Source organism: Modestobacter versicolor (assembly GCF_014195485.1).
GTDB classification, from domain to species: Bacteria; Actinomycetota; Actinomycetes; order Mycobacteriales; family Geodermatophilaceae; genus Modestobacter; species Modestobacter versicolor.
Genome location: NZ_JACIBU010000001.1, coordinates 3,312,557 through 3,327,511 on the forward strand (window position 1 = coordinate 3,312,557; position 14,955 = coordinate 3,327,511).

At 74.9% G+C, this 14,955-nt stretch carries 17 protein-coding genes; 8 read left to right on the forward strand and 9 right to left on the reverse strand.

Annotation, left to right across the window (positions count from 1 at the left end):
• Positions 1-7 precede the first annotated feature (7 nt).
• Positions 8-994, reverse strand: a complete 987-nt coding sequence (locus FHX36_RS16110) for a LacI family DNA-binding transcriptional regulator (RefSeq protein WP_110551114.1) — start codon at positions 992-994, stop codon at positions 8-10.
• A gap of 86 nt (positions 995-1,080) precedes the next feature.
• Here FHX36_RS16110 and FHX36_RS16115 point away from each other — a divergent pair, with 86 nt between their 5' ends.
• Entirely contained in the window at positions 1,081-1,287 is a 207-nt protein-coding gene (locus tag FHX36_RS16115) for a hypothetical protein (protein ID WP_110551113.1), read from the forward strand.
• A 65-nt stretch (positions 1,288-1,352) separates the two neighbouring features.
• On the opposite strand, the gene FHX36_RS16120 is transcribed toward FHX36_RS16115, so the two are convergent.
• Both FHX36_RS16120 and FHX36_RS16125 read right to left on the reverse strand, forming a co-directional pair.
• Complete coding sequence (locus tag FHX36_RS16120) at positions 1,353-2,690, reverse strand: hypothetical protein (RefSeq protein ID WP_110551112.1); 1,338 nt, start codon at positions 2,688-2,690, stop codon at positions 1,353-1,355.
• 1 nt (position 2,691) lies between these two features.
• Entirely contained in the window at positions 2,692-3,192 is a 501-nt protein-coding gene (locus FHX36_RS16125; protein WP_110551111.1) for a SigE family RNA polymerase sigma factor, read from the reverse strand.
• Between the two features lie 137 nt (positions 3,193-3,329).
• Here FHX36_RS16125 and FHX36_RS16130 point away from each other — a divergent pair, with 137 nt between their 5' ends.
• Positions 3,330-3,530: a hypothetical protein gene (locus FHX36_RS16130; protein ID WP_110551110.1), complete on the forward strand. Its 201-nt coding sequence runs from the start codon at positions 3,330-3,332 to the stop codon at positions 3,528-3,530.
• A gap of 19 nt (positions 3,531-3,549) precedes the next feature.
• Here FHX36_RS16130 and FHX36_RS16135 read toward each other — a convergent pair whose 3' ends face one another.
• The 5 genes from FHX36_RS16135 to FHX36_RS16155 all read right to left on the reverse strand — a co-directional run bounded on the left by FHX36_RS16135 (position 3,550) and on the right by FHX36_RS16155 (position 10,330).
• Complete coding sequence (locus FHX36_RS16135; protein WP_110551109.1) at positions 3,550-4,761, reverse strand: acyl-CoA dehydrogenase family protein; 1,212 nt, start codon at positions 4,759-4,761, stop codon at positions 3,550-3,552.
• Between the two features lie 119 nt (positions 4,762-4,880).
• Positions 4,881-5,354, reverse strand: coding sequence for a DUF4383 domain-containing protein (locus FHX36_RS16140; protein ID WP_110551108.1), 474 nt, complete (start codon positions 5,352-5,354; stop codon positions 4,881-4,883).
• A gap of 136 nt (positions 5,355-5,490) precedes the next feature.
• Positions 5,491-7,152 (reverse strand): carbamoyltransferase family protein, encoded by a 1,662-nt coding sequence (locus FHX36_RS16145; protein WP_110551107.1) that lies wholly within the window; start codon positions 7,150-7,152, stop codon positions 5,491-5,493.
• 134 nt (positions 7,153-7,286) lie between these two features.
• The gene (locus FHX36_RS16150; protein WP_110551106.1) at positions 7,287-8,486 is read right to left on the reverse strand and encodes an HNH endonuclease signature motif containing protein; all 1,200 of its coding nucleotides are present in this window, start codon (positions 8,484-8,486) and stop codon (positions 7,287-7,289) included.
• 119 nt (positions 8,487-8,605) lie between these two features.
• A complete protein-coding gene (locus FHX36_RS16155; RefSeq protein ID WP_258372613.1) occupies positions 8,606-10,330 on the reverse strand; it encodes a RecQ family ATP-dependent DNA helicase in 1,725 nt (574 codons plus the stop codon).
• Between the two features lie 164 nt (positions 10,331-10,494).
• On the opposite strand from FHX36_RS16155, the gene FHX36_RS22460 reads away from it, so the two are divergent.
• Genes FHX36_RS22460 through FHX36_RS16170 form a run of 4 tightly spaced genes read left to right on the forward strand, consistent with a single transcriptional unit; the run spans position 10,495 to position 13,488 of the window.
• Entirely contained in the window at positions 10,495-10,887 is a 393-nt protein-coding gene (locus tag FHX36_RS22460) for a TOBE domain-containing protein (RefSeq protein ID WP_220035832.1), read from the forward strand.
• On the forward strand, positions 10,884-11,642 hold the full coding sequence (gene modA, locus FHX36_RS22465) for a molybdate ABC transporter substrate-binding protein (RefSeq protein ID WP_220035831.1): 759 nt from the start codon (positions 10,884-10,886) through the stop codon (positions 11,640-11,642). Before FHX36_RS22460 ends, modA begins: the two co-directional genes overlap by 4 nt.
• On the forward strand, positions 11,639-12,442 hold the full coding sequence (locus FHX36_RS16165; protein ID WP_181428660.1) for an ABC transporter permease: 804 nt from the start codon (positions 11,639-11,641) through the stop codon (positions 12,440-12,442). The genes modA and FHX36_RS16165 overlap by 4 nt, the downstream gene beginning before the upstream one ends.
• On the forward strand, positions 12,439-13,488 hold the full coding sequence (locus FHX36_RS16170; RefSeq protein ID WP_110551105.1) for an ABC transporter ATP-binding protein: 1,050 nt from the start codon (positions 12,439-12,441) through the stop codon (positions 13,486-13,488). The genes FHX36_RS16165 and FHX36_RS16170 overlap by 4 nt, the downstream gene beginning before the upstream one ends.
• 12 nt (positions 13,489-13,500) lie before the next feature.
• Here FHX36_RS16170 and FHX36_RS16175 read toward each other — a convergent pair whose 3' ends face one another.
• Positions 13,501-13,647 (reverse strand): hypothetical protein, encoded by a 147-nt coding sequence (locus FHX36_RS16175; RefSeq protein WP_181428659.1) that lies wholly within the window; start codon positions 13,645-13,647, stop codon positions 13,501-13,503.
• A gap of 97 nt (positions 13,648-13,744) precedes the next feature.
• Between FHX36_RS16175 and FHX36_RS16180 the strand changes: the two genes are divergently transcribed.
• Together FHX36_RS16180 and FHX36_RS16185 are read left to right on the forward strand one after the other, a co-directional pair.
• Positions 13,745-14,377, forward strand: coding sequence for a TetR/AcrR family transcriptional regulator (locus FHX36_RS16180; protein WP_110551104.1), 633 nt, complete (start codon positions 13,745-13,747; stop codon positions 14,375-14,377).
• The gene (locus FHX36_RS16185; RefSeq protein ID WP_110551103.1) at positions 14,374-14,949 is read left to right on the forward strand and encodes a nucleotidyltransferase family protein; all 576 of its coding nucleotides are present in this window, start codon (positions 14,374-14,376) and stop codon (positions 14,947-14,949) included. The genes FHX36_RS16180 and FHX36_RS16185 overlap by 4 nt, the downstream gene beginning before the upstream one ends.
• The last annotated feature ends 6 nt before the right edge of the window (positions 14,950-14,955 follow it).

Here is a 14,955-nt window from a genome sequence, read left to right on the forward strand (position 1 = left end):
GGCCCGGTCAGGCGGTCTCGCGCAGCACCAGCTCGGACGGGAACAGCGTCCGGGCGCCCGGGACGACGCCCAGCGCGATCCGGGTCGCGGCCGTCGCGATCTGCTCGACGGGGTGGGTCGCGGTGGTGAGCCCCGGGCCGCTGAACTCGGCGGCCGGGATGTCGTCGAACCCCATGACGGCGACGTCGCCGGGCACCTGCCGCCCCGCCGCGCGCAGCGTCTGCAGCGCGCCGAGCGCCACCTCGTCGCAGATCCCGTAGACCGCGTCGGTGTCCGGCCAGCGGCGGAGCACCTCGGCGGCGCCGGCGCGCCCGTGCCGGGCGCTGAAGTCGCCCGGGACGACGTGCGCGGGCAGGCCGGCGGCCCGCATCGCAGCGCGGTAGGCGGCCACCGGGCGCTGGGCGCAGGGCATCCAGGCGGGTCCGGCGAGCAGCGCCACCCGCCGCCGGCCGGTGGTGAGCAGGTGCTCGGTGATCCGCCGGGCGACGGTCAGCGTGTCGACGTCGACCTCCGGCACCCCCGGACCGCCCACCCCGATCGACGCCACCCGGCCGGCGAGGTCGCGCGGCAGCAGCTGGAGGGTCAGCTCCGTGGTGTTGACCAGCAGGACGCCGGCCACCGACCGGTCGCGGGCCAGGTCGTCGAGCACCGCGCCAGGGCTGTCGACCGGCACCCAGCGGAGCGCCACCCCCAGGCCCTCGGCGGCGCACACCTGCGCGGCCGCGGAGACCACCCGGGACGTGTACGCGCAGTGCTCCACGTCGTCGGGGCACTGCGCCGAGGCGGCCACCACGAGCCGGGTGCCGCGCCCGCTGACCAGCGCGCGGGCCACCGGGTCGGCCACGTACCCGAGCTGGACGGCGGCCTCGAGCACCTGCCGGCGGGCCCGCTCGCTGGCCACGCCGGAGCCGGTGAGGACCCGGGACGCCGTCGCCCGGGAGACGCCGGCGGCCAGCGCCACGTGCTCGAGGGTCACCGCCGGTCGGCTGCGCATGGGCACCGTCCTACCACCGGAGGACCGTCCCTGGGCGCCTGCGCACCACTGGAACCGCTCCCAGTGCGCCGTCGTAGGGTCGCCGCATGCCCTCACCCGAGCCCGGCAGCCCCCTGGCCCGCCGCGAGCGGCTGGTCGGCCTGCTCGTGCTGGGCATCGCCGTCGTCCTGCTGCTGTCGTCGGTGACCTGGTTCGGCAGCGACCGCAGCGGTGTCGGCATCGGCCAGGTCGCGCTCGGCCTGGTGCTCGCGGCGGTCGGCGGCTTCCTGGTGCGCCGGGCGCAACCGCGCTGACCTCCGCCCTCCTCGCGCCTCGGCCGCGAGCTGCCGCATCGCGGTCACCGACGCCGGCTCGACGGTCACGAGCCGAGCTCGCGGACCCCGACCTCGGCCAGCACGGTTCCGTCGGCACCGCGGAACCGTGCGGCGGTCGCCGTCGACCCCGTGGTGCCCACGCCCGAGCCCGCGCTGAGCGGCACCGTGGCCAGCGGCGCGCCGTCGGCACCCAGCAGTTCGGCAGACACCGCGTCCGCGGGGCCGCTGAGGGCGACGCGCCCGCCGAGCGGGACGGCCAGCACCTGGTCGGGCAGCGGCGTCCCCGCGGGCTGGGTGCCCGTGTGGGTGCTGACGCTCGACTGGTCCGACGTGACCGCCGAGCTGCCCACCGACAGGAGCGTTGCGCCCGAGGGGAAGGTCAGCCCGACCAGCACGGTCCCGCCCTGCCCGTCGCTGGACGGCGCGGCGGCGAGCAGCACGGGCGTCGACACGTCGGTGTCGATCCCGTAGAGGCTGACCGCACTCCGGAGGGTGGACTGCAGCAGCTCCTCGGAGACGCGCCCACGCAGCCCGCGCGGATCGGCGAGCGGCTCGACGGGGGCCTGGACGAACGCCTCGGCGCGGTCGGTGAGCGCGTAGCTCATCGAGCTGAGCTCCTGACCGCCCCGGAGGACGGCGACGCGCGGCCGGCCCGCCAGGGCGCGCGGGTCGCCGATCGCACCGGCCGCCGCGCCGTCCGCCCCGGGCAGCTGCCGCCGGTCCACCTGCTCCGTGCCCGCCGCGGTGACGGTGGTGCCGGCCACGTACTCGACGGTGTCACCGGGCAGGCCGACGACGACGAGGAGGCCGGACGCTCCGCCGTCCGGGGCGTCGACCAGCGTCAGCGGCTGGTTGCGCAGGACGCGGTACGCGCCGGTCGCCTGGGTCATCCCGCCCGGCTCGGCACCGGCGGGGCCGGTGAACCACGTGCCGCTGAGCCGGCCGTCCTGGTCGCCCAGCACCAGTGCGACCCTGCTCCCGGCCACGTCGCCGGCCCAGGTCACCCGGTGGCTCCCGACCGGCGGGGAGGTGCCCTCCTCCAGCTCGTCGGCCCGCCACGGGAGGGCGGCGACGCCCTGCAGCCAGGCCGCGTCACCGGCCAGCGACCCCCGGGTGGGCAGCTCGTACAGGCTCTGCGTCGCCACCCGCGGCGGAGCTGCGGCGTCGTCCGCCGTCCCGACGTCGGGCAGGGCGGCGCGCAGCACCGGCACCGACCCGAAGAGCAGGGCGACGGCGAGGCCTGCCCCCGCGACGGCGGCCTGGTGCCGGCGGCGGCGCCGGTGCAGCACCCGGGTGCGCTCCACCAGGCCCTCCGGCGCGCGCGGCGCCGGGCGGGTGGTCAGGTGCGAGCGCAGTTCGCTCTCGACGTCGAGCAGGTCCATGTCAGTGCTCCTCGAACGCGGGGGAGGGCAGGGTGTCGCGCAGCCGGGCGAGGCCGCGGGTGGTCTGGCTCTTGACGGTGTTCACCGAGCAGCCGAGGACCGCGGCGGTCGCGGCCTCGCCGAGGTCCTCGCCGTAGCGCAGCACCAGGACGGCGCGCATCCGCGGCGGCAGGGTGGCCAGCGCGGTCGCCATCCGGTCGCGTTCGGCGAACACGTCGGTCTGGTCGGGCTCGGGGGAGTCGTGCGGCGGGAGGGCGACGATCTCCTGCGTCGTCCGGCGGCGCCGCCAGCTGGCCGCGCTGGTGACCAGCACCTTCCGGACGTAGGGGTACGGGTCGTCGCCGGAGATGCGGCCCCAGTGGCGGTAGGCCTTCAGCAGGGCGGTCTGCAGCAGGTCCTCGGCGTGGCCGCGGTCGCCGCTGAGCAGGAAGGCCACCCGCAGCAGGTCGTCGGAGCGCGCAGCGACGAACGCCTCGAACGCCGCTTCGTGCGCTGCTCTCACCGGTCGCTCCCCGTCACACCCTCTATGACGCGGTGGCCCGCCCGGGAGGGGTGCGTCCGTGACCGGATCGAGATCTCTGGCGCTGACCGGGGCGAACGGGCACTGTGACCGCCAGCACACCGAGGTCGGGAGGGACCGTGCACATCGAGCGCGCGAAGCTGGTGCAGCTGCTGCACACCGAGGGCGACAACGCCACGGCCGAGAAGGTCGAGGCGCAGCTGCCCGAGCAGATCGACACCGACCGGGACGGCGACGCGCTGGCCGCCGTCGGCCTGGACCGCACCCAGCTGATGGCGAAGCTGGCCGGCGGCTCCTTCGGGGGCACGCTCACCCCCTGACCGAGCCGCCGGCCGGTGCTCAGCCGGCGAAGGGGCGCTCCCGCGCCAGCTCCTCCTTGGCGACCCCGCGGATGTGCACCGCGTCGGGGCCGTCGACGATGCGCAGGGTGCGCGCGCTGGCGTAGAAGCGGGCCAGCACGGTGTCGCCGCTGACGCCGGCGCCGCCGTGCAGCTGGATGGCCCGGTCGATGACGTCGAGCGCCACCCGCGGGGCGGCGACCTTGATCGCGGAGATCTCGGTCTTGGCGCCCTTGGCGCCGAACCGGTCGATCAGGTCGGCGGTCTGCAGGACGTAGAGCCGGGCCTGGTCGATCTCGATCCGGGACAGCGCGATCGACTCCCGCACCGTGCCCTGCTCGGCCAGCGGCCGGCCGAAGGCGACCCGCGACTTGGCCCGCTCCACCATCAGCGCGAGCGCCCGCTCGGCCATCCCGATGGCGCGCATGCAGTGGTGGATGCGGCCGGGGCCCAGCCGGGCCTGGGCGATCATGAAGCCGTCGCCCTCGCCGGAGAGGATGTTGGACACCGGCACCCGGACGTCGGTGAAGCGCAGCTCGGAGTGCCCGTGCTGGTCCTGGTACCCGAACACCGGCAGGTGCCGGACGATCTCCAGGCCGGGGGTGTCGCGGGGCACCAGCACCATCGACTGCTGCCGGTGCGGCGGGCCGTCGGGGTCGGTCTTGCCCATCACGATGAAGATCTCGCAGCGCTCGTCGGCGGCACCGCTGGTCCACCACTTGCGGCCGTTGATGACGTACTCGTCGCCGTCCCGCACGATCGAGGTCTGGATGTTGCGGGCGTCGGAGCTGGCGACGTCCGGCTCGGTCATGGCGAAGCCGGAGCGGATCTCGCCCTCCAGTAGCGGCTCCAGCCAGCGGGCCTTCTGCTCCTCGGTGCCGAAGAGCATCAGGGTCTCCATGTTCCCGGTGTCCGGGGCCCCGCAGTTGGTCACCTCCGGCGCGATCGTCGGCGACCAGCCCATGATCTCGGCGATCGAGGCGTACTCGAGGTTCGTCATCCCGCCGAGCTCGTGGTGGAAGAGGTTCCACAGGCCGCGCCGGCGCGCCTCGGCCTTGAGGTCCTCCAGCACGGGCGGGTGGGCGTGGTCGTCGTGGCCGCGCGCGGCGCGCCACTCCTCGTACACGGGCTCAGCGGGGAAGACCTGCTCCCGCATGAAGTCCCACATCCGGCCACTGACGTCCTCGGCCTTGGCGGAGAGGGTGAAGTCCATGTCCGGACGTTAGCGCCGGACGTGACCTGCACCGCACCGGGGTGCGGACGTGCGACCGCCCCGGACGCCAGGGGCGTCCGGGGCGGTCGGTGGTGCAGGGACCAGCGGTGCGGGGTGGGTCAGCCGTTGCGCAGCGAGACGTCGGGGCCGCGGCCCGTGGCGACGGTCTTCACCGGGCCGAAGGCGATCGCCGCACCGACGATGGCCGTGACCAGGTGCAGGATGTTGTCCGCCCAGTTCAGGTTGAGGAAGTCCCACTCCTCGTCGATGGCGATCAGGCCGTAGACGAAGGCCGCGCCGTAGCCCACGAGCAGCAGCAGGCCGTAGGTGCGGGCGCCCTTGAGGGTGCGGGACAACGCGATGCCGGCCGCGCCGATGAGGATGTGCACCACGTTGTGCATCGGGTTGATCATGAACCCGAGCAGGGTCTCGTCGTGCTCCATCGGCATGCCGTTCGCGTTGCCGAAGAAGTCACCGAACCCGGTGATGAAGAACCCGATGATGCCGATCAGCAGGTACACGACGCCGAAGACGAGGGCGAGGAGCTGAGGCCAGCCGCGCTTGCCGGCGCCGGGGAGATCTGCAGTGGACACGTTCGTGCCTCCATGTCGTTCGTGCTCGCTGTTGTCTCAGCGGCAGCGCATGGATTGCCCACAACCGGACGACGGAAACGCCCCGTCACCCTCTCGGGTGACGGGGCGTCCCGTGGTCCGGCTGCCCGGGCTCGGCTCAGGCCGGGCGCGGTGTCGCCTTCGGCCGGCGGACGACGAACGGGCCGATGGCCAGCAGGTCGACCGGTGCCGACCCGAAGCACTCCAGCGCGTCCCGGGGGTCGTCGACCATCGGCCGGCCGGCGGTGTTGAGGCTGGTGTTGACCACGACCGGCAGGCCGGTGCGCCGCTCGAAGGCGGAGATCATCCGGTGCACCAGCGGCTGGGTGTCCGGGTCGATGGTCTGGATCCGCGCCGTCCCGTCGACGTGCGTGACGGTCGGGATGCGCTCCTTCCACTCCGGGGCGACGTCGTGGACGAAGAGCATGTACGGCGAGGGGATCGGCCCGCGGCTGAAGATCTCCGGCGCCTTCTCCAGCAGCACCATCGGGGCCACCGGGCGGAACTGCTCGCGGCCCTTCACGTCGTTCATCCGCTCGAGGTTGGCCTCGAACCCGGGGTGCGCCATCAGCGAGCGGTGGCCCAGCGCGCGGGGGCCGTACTCGCTGCGCCCCTGGAACCACGCGACGATGCCGTTGTCGGCCAGCACCTCGGCGACCGCCTCCGCGACGTCGTCCGGGCGCTCGTAGTCGATGGCCGCGGTGACCAGGACCTGCTCGATCTCGTCGTCGCTCCAGCCGCGGCCCAGCGCCGCACCGGGCATCGGCTGGGTGTCCTCGCCGAGCTCGCGGGCCACGTGCAGGGCGGCACCGAGCGCCGTCCCGGCGTCACCGGCGGCGGGCTGCACCCAGACCTGCTCGAACGGGCTCTCGGCCAGGATCCGGGTGTTCGCGACGCAGTTGAGCGCGGTGCCGCCGGCCAGGGTCAGCACCTTGTCGCCGGTCTGCTCGTGCACCCAGCGGGCGAGGTCGATGAGCACCTCCTCCAGCCGCTGCTGGACGCTGGCGGCCAGGTCGGCGTGGTCGGAGGTCCAGTTGTCGCCCTTGCCGAGGCGGGGGGCGAACTCGGTGAAGTCGATCTTCTCCGTGCGGAAGCCGCCGTCGTCGGTCGCCCGGATGAGCTCGGTCAGGTCGCCGACGAAGCGCGGCTTGCCGTAGGAGGCCATCGCCATGACCTTGAACTCGTCGGAGCTGCGCAGGAACCCCAGGTGGTCGGTGAGGTCCTCGTAGAGCAGGCCGAGGGAGTGCGGCAGCGCCTGCCCGGCGAGCACCTCGAGCTGGCCGTCGACGTAGCGGCCGGCGAGGTGGCTGTGCGCCTCGCCGCGGCCGTCGAGGACCAGGACGGAGTTGTCCCGCCGGCCCGCGTGACCCGGGGCGGCCAGGCCGGCCGAGGCGGCGTGCGCGACGTGGTGCTTGACGAAGCGGACCTTCGCCGGGTCGAGCCCGGGGAGCGCGTGGGCCAGGAAGTCCGGCGCCATCTCGGCGTACTTCTTGCGCATGACGTCGCCGTCGTCGAACAGCCCGGACTCCTCCGGGGTGCCCATCAGCGCCGGGTCGAAGGAGTAGGCGACCGCGTCCAGCTCCTCCGGGCGGATGCCGGCCTCCCTGAGGCACCACGCGGCGGACAGCTCCGGCAGCTCCCAGGCGCTCCACGGCAGCGGGCGCTTGCCGTGCTTGCGCCGGCTGAACCGCTCCTCCTCGGCCGCGGCCACGACCGTGCCGTCGACGATCAGCGCCGCCGCCGGGTCGTGGTAGATGGCGTTGATGCCCAGGACCTTCACGTGCGCACTCCTCCCGGCCGGGCTCCAGTGGCCCGGTCCACAGTCGATGATCAAGCCTCTTCGGCGCTCCCGCACGGCGAGTCGGACGTCGTGGTGCCGGGTCACACCCCGCGGGGACCCGGCCCGCGGGCGCGTCAGGGAGCCGGACCGAGCAGGACCTCGGTGCCGTCGGGTCGCCAGGTGCGCCATCGACCGCCGGGATCTCGTTCGATGCGGAACCCGTGGTGCACCTTCGTGTGGTGGCGTTCGCACAGGAGCCCGGAGTTGCCCAGGCTGGTCTCCCCGCCGTGCAGCCAGTGGACGAGGTGGTGGACGTCGCACCACCAGTGCGGGGCGTCGCAGCCGGCGAACACGCACGCCCGGTCCCGGCGCACGACGGCCTTGCGCAGGCCCGGGGTGACCACCCGGTGGTCCCGGCCGAGCTCCAGCGGGACTCCGTCGGGGCCCATCACGATCCGGGAGATGCTGGCGTCGCAGGCCAGCCAGCGGGCGCGGGCGGCGGAGATCTGCGCGCCGAACCCGGTCTGCGCCGCGCCGGGACCGGTGGCCGGGTCGACCACGTCGTCGAGGTCGACGCCGAGGACCACGTGCGGCTTGACCGTGCGCAGCGTGGGCAGGGTGCCGGCGGCGAGCTGGTTGTCGCACAGCTGCACCAGCGCGTCCGCGTTCTGCTGCCCGCGGGTCCGCTCGTCACCCTTCGGGCGGGAGGCCTGCACGATCGACTCGATCGCCGCCTGCACCTTCTCCCCACCCACCGCGTCCAAGTCGAAGCGTCCGGTCACCGAGCCGTCGGCGTGCCGGGCGATCGACAACCGCCGGCCCTCGGTGGGATCCGGCTCCACGCCATCGGGGTCCAGCGCGGCCTCGAACGCCTGCACGGCGGTGATCAACGTCGAGTGCGGTGACTCGACAGCGACCGCCGTCCAGGCCTCGTCGAACGGCGCCAGCTCTACGCCCTGCTCCGCCGCCTGCGCCCGTTCGCGCTCGCCCACCGCGCCGGCGACGACGTCGAACTGTGCCGCGGTGACCGCACCCTCGGCGAACCCGGCGGCCAGCGCCGGGAAGTGCTCCAGCGCCCGACCCGACCGCACCACCCGCGACGCGTCGGCCGGGGCCAGCCGGGCATGGCCGATCAGCCACGACCGCATCGACGTCAGCCCGTCGTGCTCCGCGGCCTGCCGGACATCGGCATGCCGCACGGTCCGGGTCAGCTCGGCAGCGACCCGGTTGCCCACCGCCACCAGCAGGGCGACCCGCTCCAACACCTCACCGTCGGCCAGCTCGTGCAGGTCGGCGCCAGCGAGCGCATCCAGGACCGACCGCAGCTCGCTCACGACACCTCCCGACCGACCCGAACAGGTGTACGAAGTCTAGCCGAGCAGGAGTGTCACGACCACCCGTATCCCCAGGTCAGAGCCCTGTCCACAGATGGGCGGCAGGCCTTGACGTGGCGTCAGCCGGCGCGCTCGCGGAGCAGGTCGTGATCGATGACCGCCTGCAGGCCGAGGGTCTTGTAGCCGACCTCCTCGAACAGCACGACGATCCGGTCCTCCTCGTGGCGCATGACTATCCCCAGGCCCCACTCGGTGTGCTCGACGGCGGTGTCAACGGCGAACGGGTGGTCGCCGTCGACGACCGGTGCGGCGTGCTCGTAGGCCGACCCAGAGGTGCAGGTGTCGCAGTTGCCGCAGGGCTCGTCCAGCTGCTCGCCGAAGTAGCCGAGCAGGAACTGGCGGCGGCAGCCGGTGGTCTCGGCGTAGCCGCGCATCATCTCGATCCGGCTCTCGTCGACCTTGGTGTGGTGCTCGGCCAGCTCGCGGGCGGCCGCGGCGGCCTCCCCAGGGGCGGGGCCATCCGGTGCGGGGGCGGCCGCGCCCTCGTCGTCCAGCACGACGGCGCCCGCCTGCTCCAGCAGGTTCAGGTCGCGGACCAGCGGCGTGGCGGCCAGGCCGGTCTCCTCGCGCAGCTCCCTCACGTCCACGCCGTCCATGCCGGCGGCGGCACCGGCGCGCACCAGCCCGGCCACCTGCTGCAGCTCCTCCTCGGCCGGCGCCCCGGCGGCGAAGAACTTGCGGATGCCGAGGTCCTCGGGCCGGTAGACCAGCACGGCGATGGCCGGCTCGCCGTCCCGGCCGGCGCGGCCGATCTCCTGGTAGTAGCTGTCGACGGAGTCGGCGGGCTCGGCGTGCACGACGAACCGGGTCTGCGGCTTGTCGATGCCCATGCCGAACGCGGTGGTCGCGACGACGACGTCCAGCTCGTCGTCCATGTACGCCCGCTGCACCTCCTCGCGGTCGCTCTTCCGCAGCCCCGCGTGGTACGCCCGGGCCCGCAGCCCGCGCTCGGTGAGCGCCGCGGCGAACTCCTCGGTGCCCTTGCGCGTCGCGCTGTAGAGGATGCCGATGCCGTCGGCGGTCAGCGCGGTGACCCGGTCCAGGACGGCGGTGTGCTTGCCGTGCGCGTCCGCGTGCTGCTCGACCTCCAGCCGGATCTCCGGCCGGTCGAAGCCGGCGACGATCACCGCCGGGTCGGTCATCTCCAGCCGCTCGACGATCTCGGCGCGCACCGGGGGAGCGGCGGTGGCGGTCAGCGCGAGCACCGTCGGGTGGCCGAGCTGCTGCACGACCCCGCCCAGCCGCAGGTAGTCCGGCCGGAAGTCGTGGCCCCAGGCGGACACGCAGTGCGCCTCGTCGACGACGAACAGCGCCGGTGCCGACGTCCGGATGGCCTCGACGACCTCGGTCTTGGCCAGCTGCTCGGGCGCGAGGAAGCAGAAGCGGACCGTTCCGTCACGCATGCCGTCCAGCACTGCCTGGTGCTCGAGCACCGACAGGCTGGAGTTGAGCACCGCGGCCCGGCCGACGGCGTCCTCACCGAGCTCCTCCAGGCGCTGCACCTGGTCGCGCTGCAGGGCGATGAGCGGCGAGACGATGACGACCGGACCGTCCAGCAGCAGCCCGGCGACGGTGTAGACGGCGGACTTCCCGGCGCCCGAGGGCAGCACGGCCAGGGTGTCCCGGCCGGCGGCGACGGACTTCATCGCCTCCTCCTGGCCGGGCCGGAACTCGGTGTACCCGAGGACGTCGCGGGCCGTCTCGCGGATGCGCCTGGTGCGCACGGACGCCGAGCCGCCCGCCTTCGTGGTGGGGTCGGCAGGGCGCTGGTCGGTCGCGGTCACCGACGCCGTCTGCCCGGGCCCCGAGATCGGCAAACGACCCACGGGGTCGGGTCGCCCACCCCGTGCCGGGTACGTATGGTGCACAACCTGGTGCGTGCGCCGAGCCGCATCTGCGGGACCCGAGCCCGTTGATCCTCCGCACCTGCGGCCGTACGGTGCCCCTCGTGCCCACCTCCTACCGGATCGCCGAGGCCGCTGCGCTGCTCGGCGTGAGCGACGACACGGTCCGCCGCTGGATCGACAGCGACCGGCTGCCGGCCACCCGGGAGGCCGGACCGGCGCAGGTCGACGGCGTCGACCTGGCCCGGGTCGCCACCGAGCTGCACCCGGCGCCGCAGCCGGGCACCACGCGCTCGTCCTCGGCCCGCAACCGGCTGACCGGCATCGTCACCCGGGTCGTCCGGGACACGGTGATGGCCCAGGTCGAGCTGCAGGCCGGGCCCTTCCGGCTGGTCTCGCTGATGTCCCGGGAGGCCGCCGACGAGCTGGGGCTGGAGCCGGGCGTCCGCGCCGTCGCCACGGTCAAGGCCACCCAGGTCAGCGTGGACATCTCGTGAGGCGGCTGGTCGCTGCCGCGGCGGTGCTCGCCCTCGCCGGCTGCGGAGCCTCCGACGACGGCGGATCGGGCGACGAGCTGAGCGGCACGGTCACCGTCTTCGCGGCCGCCTCCCTCACCGACGTCTTCACCGAGCTCGGCGCGCGGCTGGAGGCCGAGCACCCCGGCCTGACCGTGCAGTTCAACTTCGCCGGCAGCTCCGCGCTGGCCACCCAGCTGACCCAGGGCGCGCCCGCCGACGTCTTCGCCCCCGCCGACACCGACCAGATGGACGTCGTCACGAACAACGGCATCGTGTCCCGGGCGCCGGTGCTGTTCGCCACCAACCAGCTGCAGATCGCCGTCCCGCCGGGCAACCCCGGGGGCATCACCGGCCTGGCCGACCTCGCGGACCCGGACAAGACCATCGCGCTCTGCGCCCCGGAGGTGCCCTGCGGCGCCGCGGCGGAGGAGGCGTTCGACGCCGCCGGGCTGACCGCCGCGCCGGACACCCTGGAGGAGGACGTCAAGGCGGCGCTGACCAAGGTGCAGCTCGGCGAGGTCGACGCGGCGCTGGTCTACGTCACCGACGTCCGGGCCGCCGGTGACGCGGTGGAGGGCATCGCGTTCCCCGAGGCCGCCGAGGCGGTGAACGGCTACCCGATCTGCACGCTGACCGACGCCCCCAACCCGGCCGGCGCCCTCGCCTTCGCCCAGCTCGTCACCTCCGAGGAGGGCCGCGAGGTCCTCGACGCCGCCGGTTTCACCAGCCCGTGAGGCGCCGGGACGCCGGGGTGCCCGCGCCGCTGCTGGTCCCGGCGCTGCTGGCCGTCGCCTTCCTGGTCCTGCCGCTGGTCGGGCTGGTCGTCCGGGCGCCGTGGGGCGACCTCGGCCCGCAGCTGAGCCGGCCCGGGGTGGGGGACGCGCTGCGGCTGTCGCTGGTCTCGGCGACCCTGGCCACGCTGGTCTCGCTGCTGCTCGGCGTCCCGCTGGCCTGGGTGCTCGCCCGCTCGCGGGTCCGCGGCCGGTCGGTGCTCCGGGCGCTGGTGACCGTCCCGCTGGTGCTGCCGCCGGTGGTCGGCGGCGTCGCGCTGTTCCTGGTGCTGGGCCGGCAGGGGCTGGTCGGCGAGTGGCTGTACGAGACCACCGGCTTCGCGCTGCCCTTCACCACCGCCGCGGTGGTGGTGGCCGAGACGTTCGTGGCCATGCCGTTCCTGGTGATCAGCGTCGAGGGCGCGCTGCGCGCGGCGGACGCCCGCTTCGAGGACGCCGCGGCCACCCTGGGCGCCGACCGGTGGACGACGTTCCGCCGGGTCACCCTCCCGCTGGTGGCCCCTGGGATCGCCGCCGGCGCGGTGCTCTGCTGGGCCCGCGCGCTGGGGGAGTTCGGCGCCACGATCACCTTCGCCGGCAACTTCCCGGGGACGACGCAGACCATGCCGCTCGCCGTCTACCTGGCCCTGCAGCGCGACCCGGACGCCGCGATCGTGCTCAGCCTGGTGCTGCTCGCGGTCTCGCTGGCCACCCTGCTGCTGCTCCGCGGCCGGTGGCTGGGGCAGCGCGGGGTCGCGGCGTGAGCCTGGACGCGCACGTCGTCGTCCAGCGCGGGTCGCTGGCGGTCGACGTCCGGCTGGCCGTGGGCGATGGCGAGGTGCTCGCCGTGCTCGGCCCGAACGGCGCCGGCAAGTCCACGGTCTTGCGGGTGCTGGCCGGCCTGCTCGCCCCGGATGCCGGGCAGGTAGTCGTGGACGGCGGCGAGGTCTGGGACTCCGCCGACCGGCACGTGCCCGCCCACCAGCGGGCCCTGGGCATGGTCTTCCAGGACCACCTGCTCTTCCCGCACCTGTCGGTCACCGAGAACGTCGCCTTCGGGCTGCGCACCCGCGGGATGAGGCGGCCCGCGGCCCGGGCGGCCGCGGGGCAGTGGCTGGACCGGGTCGGGCTGGCCGGGCTGGGCGACCGGCGCCCCGGCGAGCTCTCCGGCGGCCAGGCGCAGCGCGCGGCGCTGGCCCGCGCGCTGGTCGGCGACCCGCGGGTGCTGCTGCTCGACGAGCCGCTCTCGTCGCTGGACGCCCGCACCCGGCTCACCGTCCGGGCCGAGCTGCACCGGCACCTCGCCGACTACGCCGGCAGCGCCGTGCTGGTGACCCACGACCCGATCGACGCGATGGCACTGGCCGACCGGGTGGTCGTCGTCGAGGACGGGCAGGTCGTGCAGTCGGGCACCGCGGCCGAGGTCGCCCGGCGGCCGCGCACCGACTACGTCGCCCGGCTGGTCGGCCTGGTGCTGCTGCCCGGCACGGGAGCTGGGCAGCAGGTCGCGCTGGACGGCGGCGGGGTGGTCGCGGTCGCCGAGGAGGCCGCCGGGCCGGTGTTCGTCGCCGTCCGGCCCGAGTCGGTCTCGCTGTACCTCGAGCGCCCGGCGGGCAGCCCGCGCAACGTCTGGCCGCTGCGGCTGGTGGCGGCGACCCCGCACGGGTCGGTGGTGCGCTGCGACCTCGCCGGGGAGGTGCCGCTGACCGCCGACGTCACCGCCACCGCCTTCGCCGAGCTGGGGCTGGCCCCCGGCGCAGCGGTCTGGGCGTCGGTGAAGGCGTCGGAGATCGCCGTCTACACCCGCTGAGGCCGCACCCCGTCAGACCCCCGGCCGGGTCGGGCGGCGGGTGTGCAGCGCGCGGCGCAGCGGCCAGCGGAACGGCGGCGTGCCGGCCTCCACCGCCTCGCCGGGCTCGGGCCGGGCGGCCCCGGGTGGACGTCGGGTCCCTCGTTCGGGCTCGGTCATCGCGATCCCCTCTCCTGTGCTGGTGTGCCGCTGACCGTACTAACTTGCGTGCGTGCACGCAAGCAAGTTGCCCCAGGGCCGGTGGCACAGTGACCCCGTGGCGGAGCAGGACGGACGGCGGACGCAGCTCGAGCGGCGCACCGAGGCCGAGCGGCGGGTCATCGACGCCGCGGTCCGGTTGATCGCCCGGAAGGGGTCGCGGGCGGTCACCCTCGGCGAGGTGGGCCGGGAGGCGGGCTACAGCCGCGGCATCGTGCACCACCACTTCGGCAGCCGGGAGCAGCTGCTGGACGCCGTCGTCCGGCACGCCCAGCGCTTCGACGTCCCGGCCACCGAGGGCACCGCGCTGGACCGGCTGACCGCGGTGGTGCGCGCATACCTCGACATGGCCATGAGCCGCACGCCGGCGACCGGGGCGTTCCTGCTGCTCTGGGCCGAGTCGGTCGCCGCCGACCCGGTGCTCGAGCCGCTGTTCGCCGAGCGCGACACCGCGTTCCGCGCCGACCTGGCCGACGTCGTGGCGCAGGGCGTCGCCGACGGGTCGATCCGCGCCGACGCCGACCCGACCGCCACCGGCGCCATGCTGGTGGGCCTGCTCCGGGGGCTGGGCATGCAGCTGCTGTCGTCCACGGGGACGTCGTTCGACGACGGTCTCGCCGACCGGACGGCGGCCTTCGTCCGGGCCGCGCTGGCCGGCCCGACCCCGCCCGGTGGCAGGGTGGCGCCGTGACGTCGGACGCCCCGGTCGCCGGGCTGGTGCTCGCTGCCGGAGGGGGTCGCCGCTACGGCATGCCGAAGGCGCTGGTCGAGTTCGAGGGGAGCCTGCTGGTCGAGCGGGCGGTGCGGACGGCGGCCGCGGTCTGCGACCCGGTGCTCGTCGTGCTCGGTGCCCAGGCGGTCGAGGTGTGGCGCAGCGCCGACCTGTCCGAAGCTGTCGTCCTGGCCAACGCCGACTGGGAGACCGGGATGGCCTCCAGCCTGCGCACCGGCCTCGACGGGCTGCGCGGCTGGCCGGGCCGGGTCGACGCGGTGCTGGTGCAGCTGGTCGACATGCCGGGCATGACGCCGGCCGCGCTGGCCCGGATGGCCGAGCACGCCGCCCCCGACGCGCTCGCCGTGGCCGCCTACGACGGCGTCCGCGGGCACCCGGTGCTGCTCGGCCGCGAGCACTGGGCCGGGGTGGCGGCGACGGCCACCGGTGACGAGGGCGCCCGGCGCTACCTCGCCGACCACGACGTCCTGGAGGTCGACTGCACCGGGCTCGCCGACCCGACCGACCTGGACGTCCCGCCGGCCGGGTGAGCGCGC

What these genes read in the sequence shown, in the direction of transcription:
- FHX36_RS16110 (WP_110551114.1), bottom strand. Translation starts at nt 994, where the DNA reads ATGCGCAGCCGACCGGCGGTGACCCTCGAGCACGTGGCGCTGGCCGCC.
- FHX36_RS16115 (WP_110551113.1), top strand. Translation starts at nt 1,081, where the DNA reads ATGCCCTCACCCGAGCCCGGCAGCCCCCTGGCCCGCCGCGAGCGGCTG.
- FHX36_RS16120 (WP_110551112.1), bottom strand. Translation starts at nt 2,690, where the DNA reads ATGGACCTGCTCGACGTCGAGAGCGAACTGCGCTCGCACCTGACCACC.
- FHX36_RS16135 (WP_110551109.1), bottom strand. Translation starts at nt 4,761, where the DNA reads ATGGACTTCACCCTCTCCGCCAAGGCCGAGGACGTCAGTGGCCGGATG.
- FHX36_RS16175 (WP_181428659.1), bottom strand. Translation starts at nt 13,647, where the DNA reads ATGACCGAGCCCGAACGAGGGACCCGACGTCCACCCGGGGCCGCCCGG.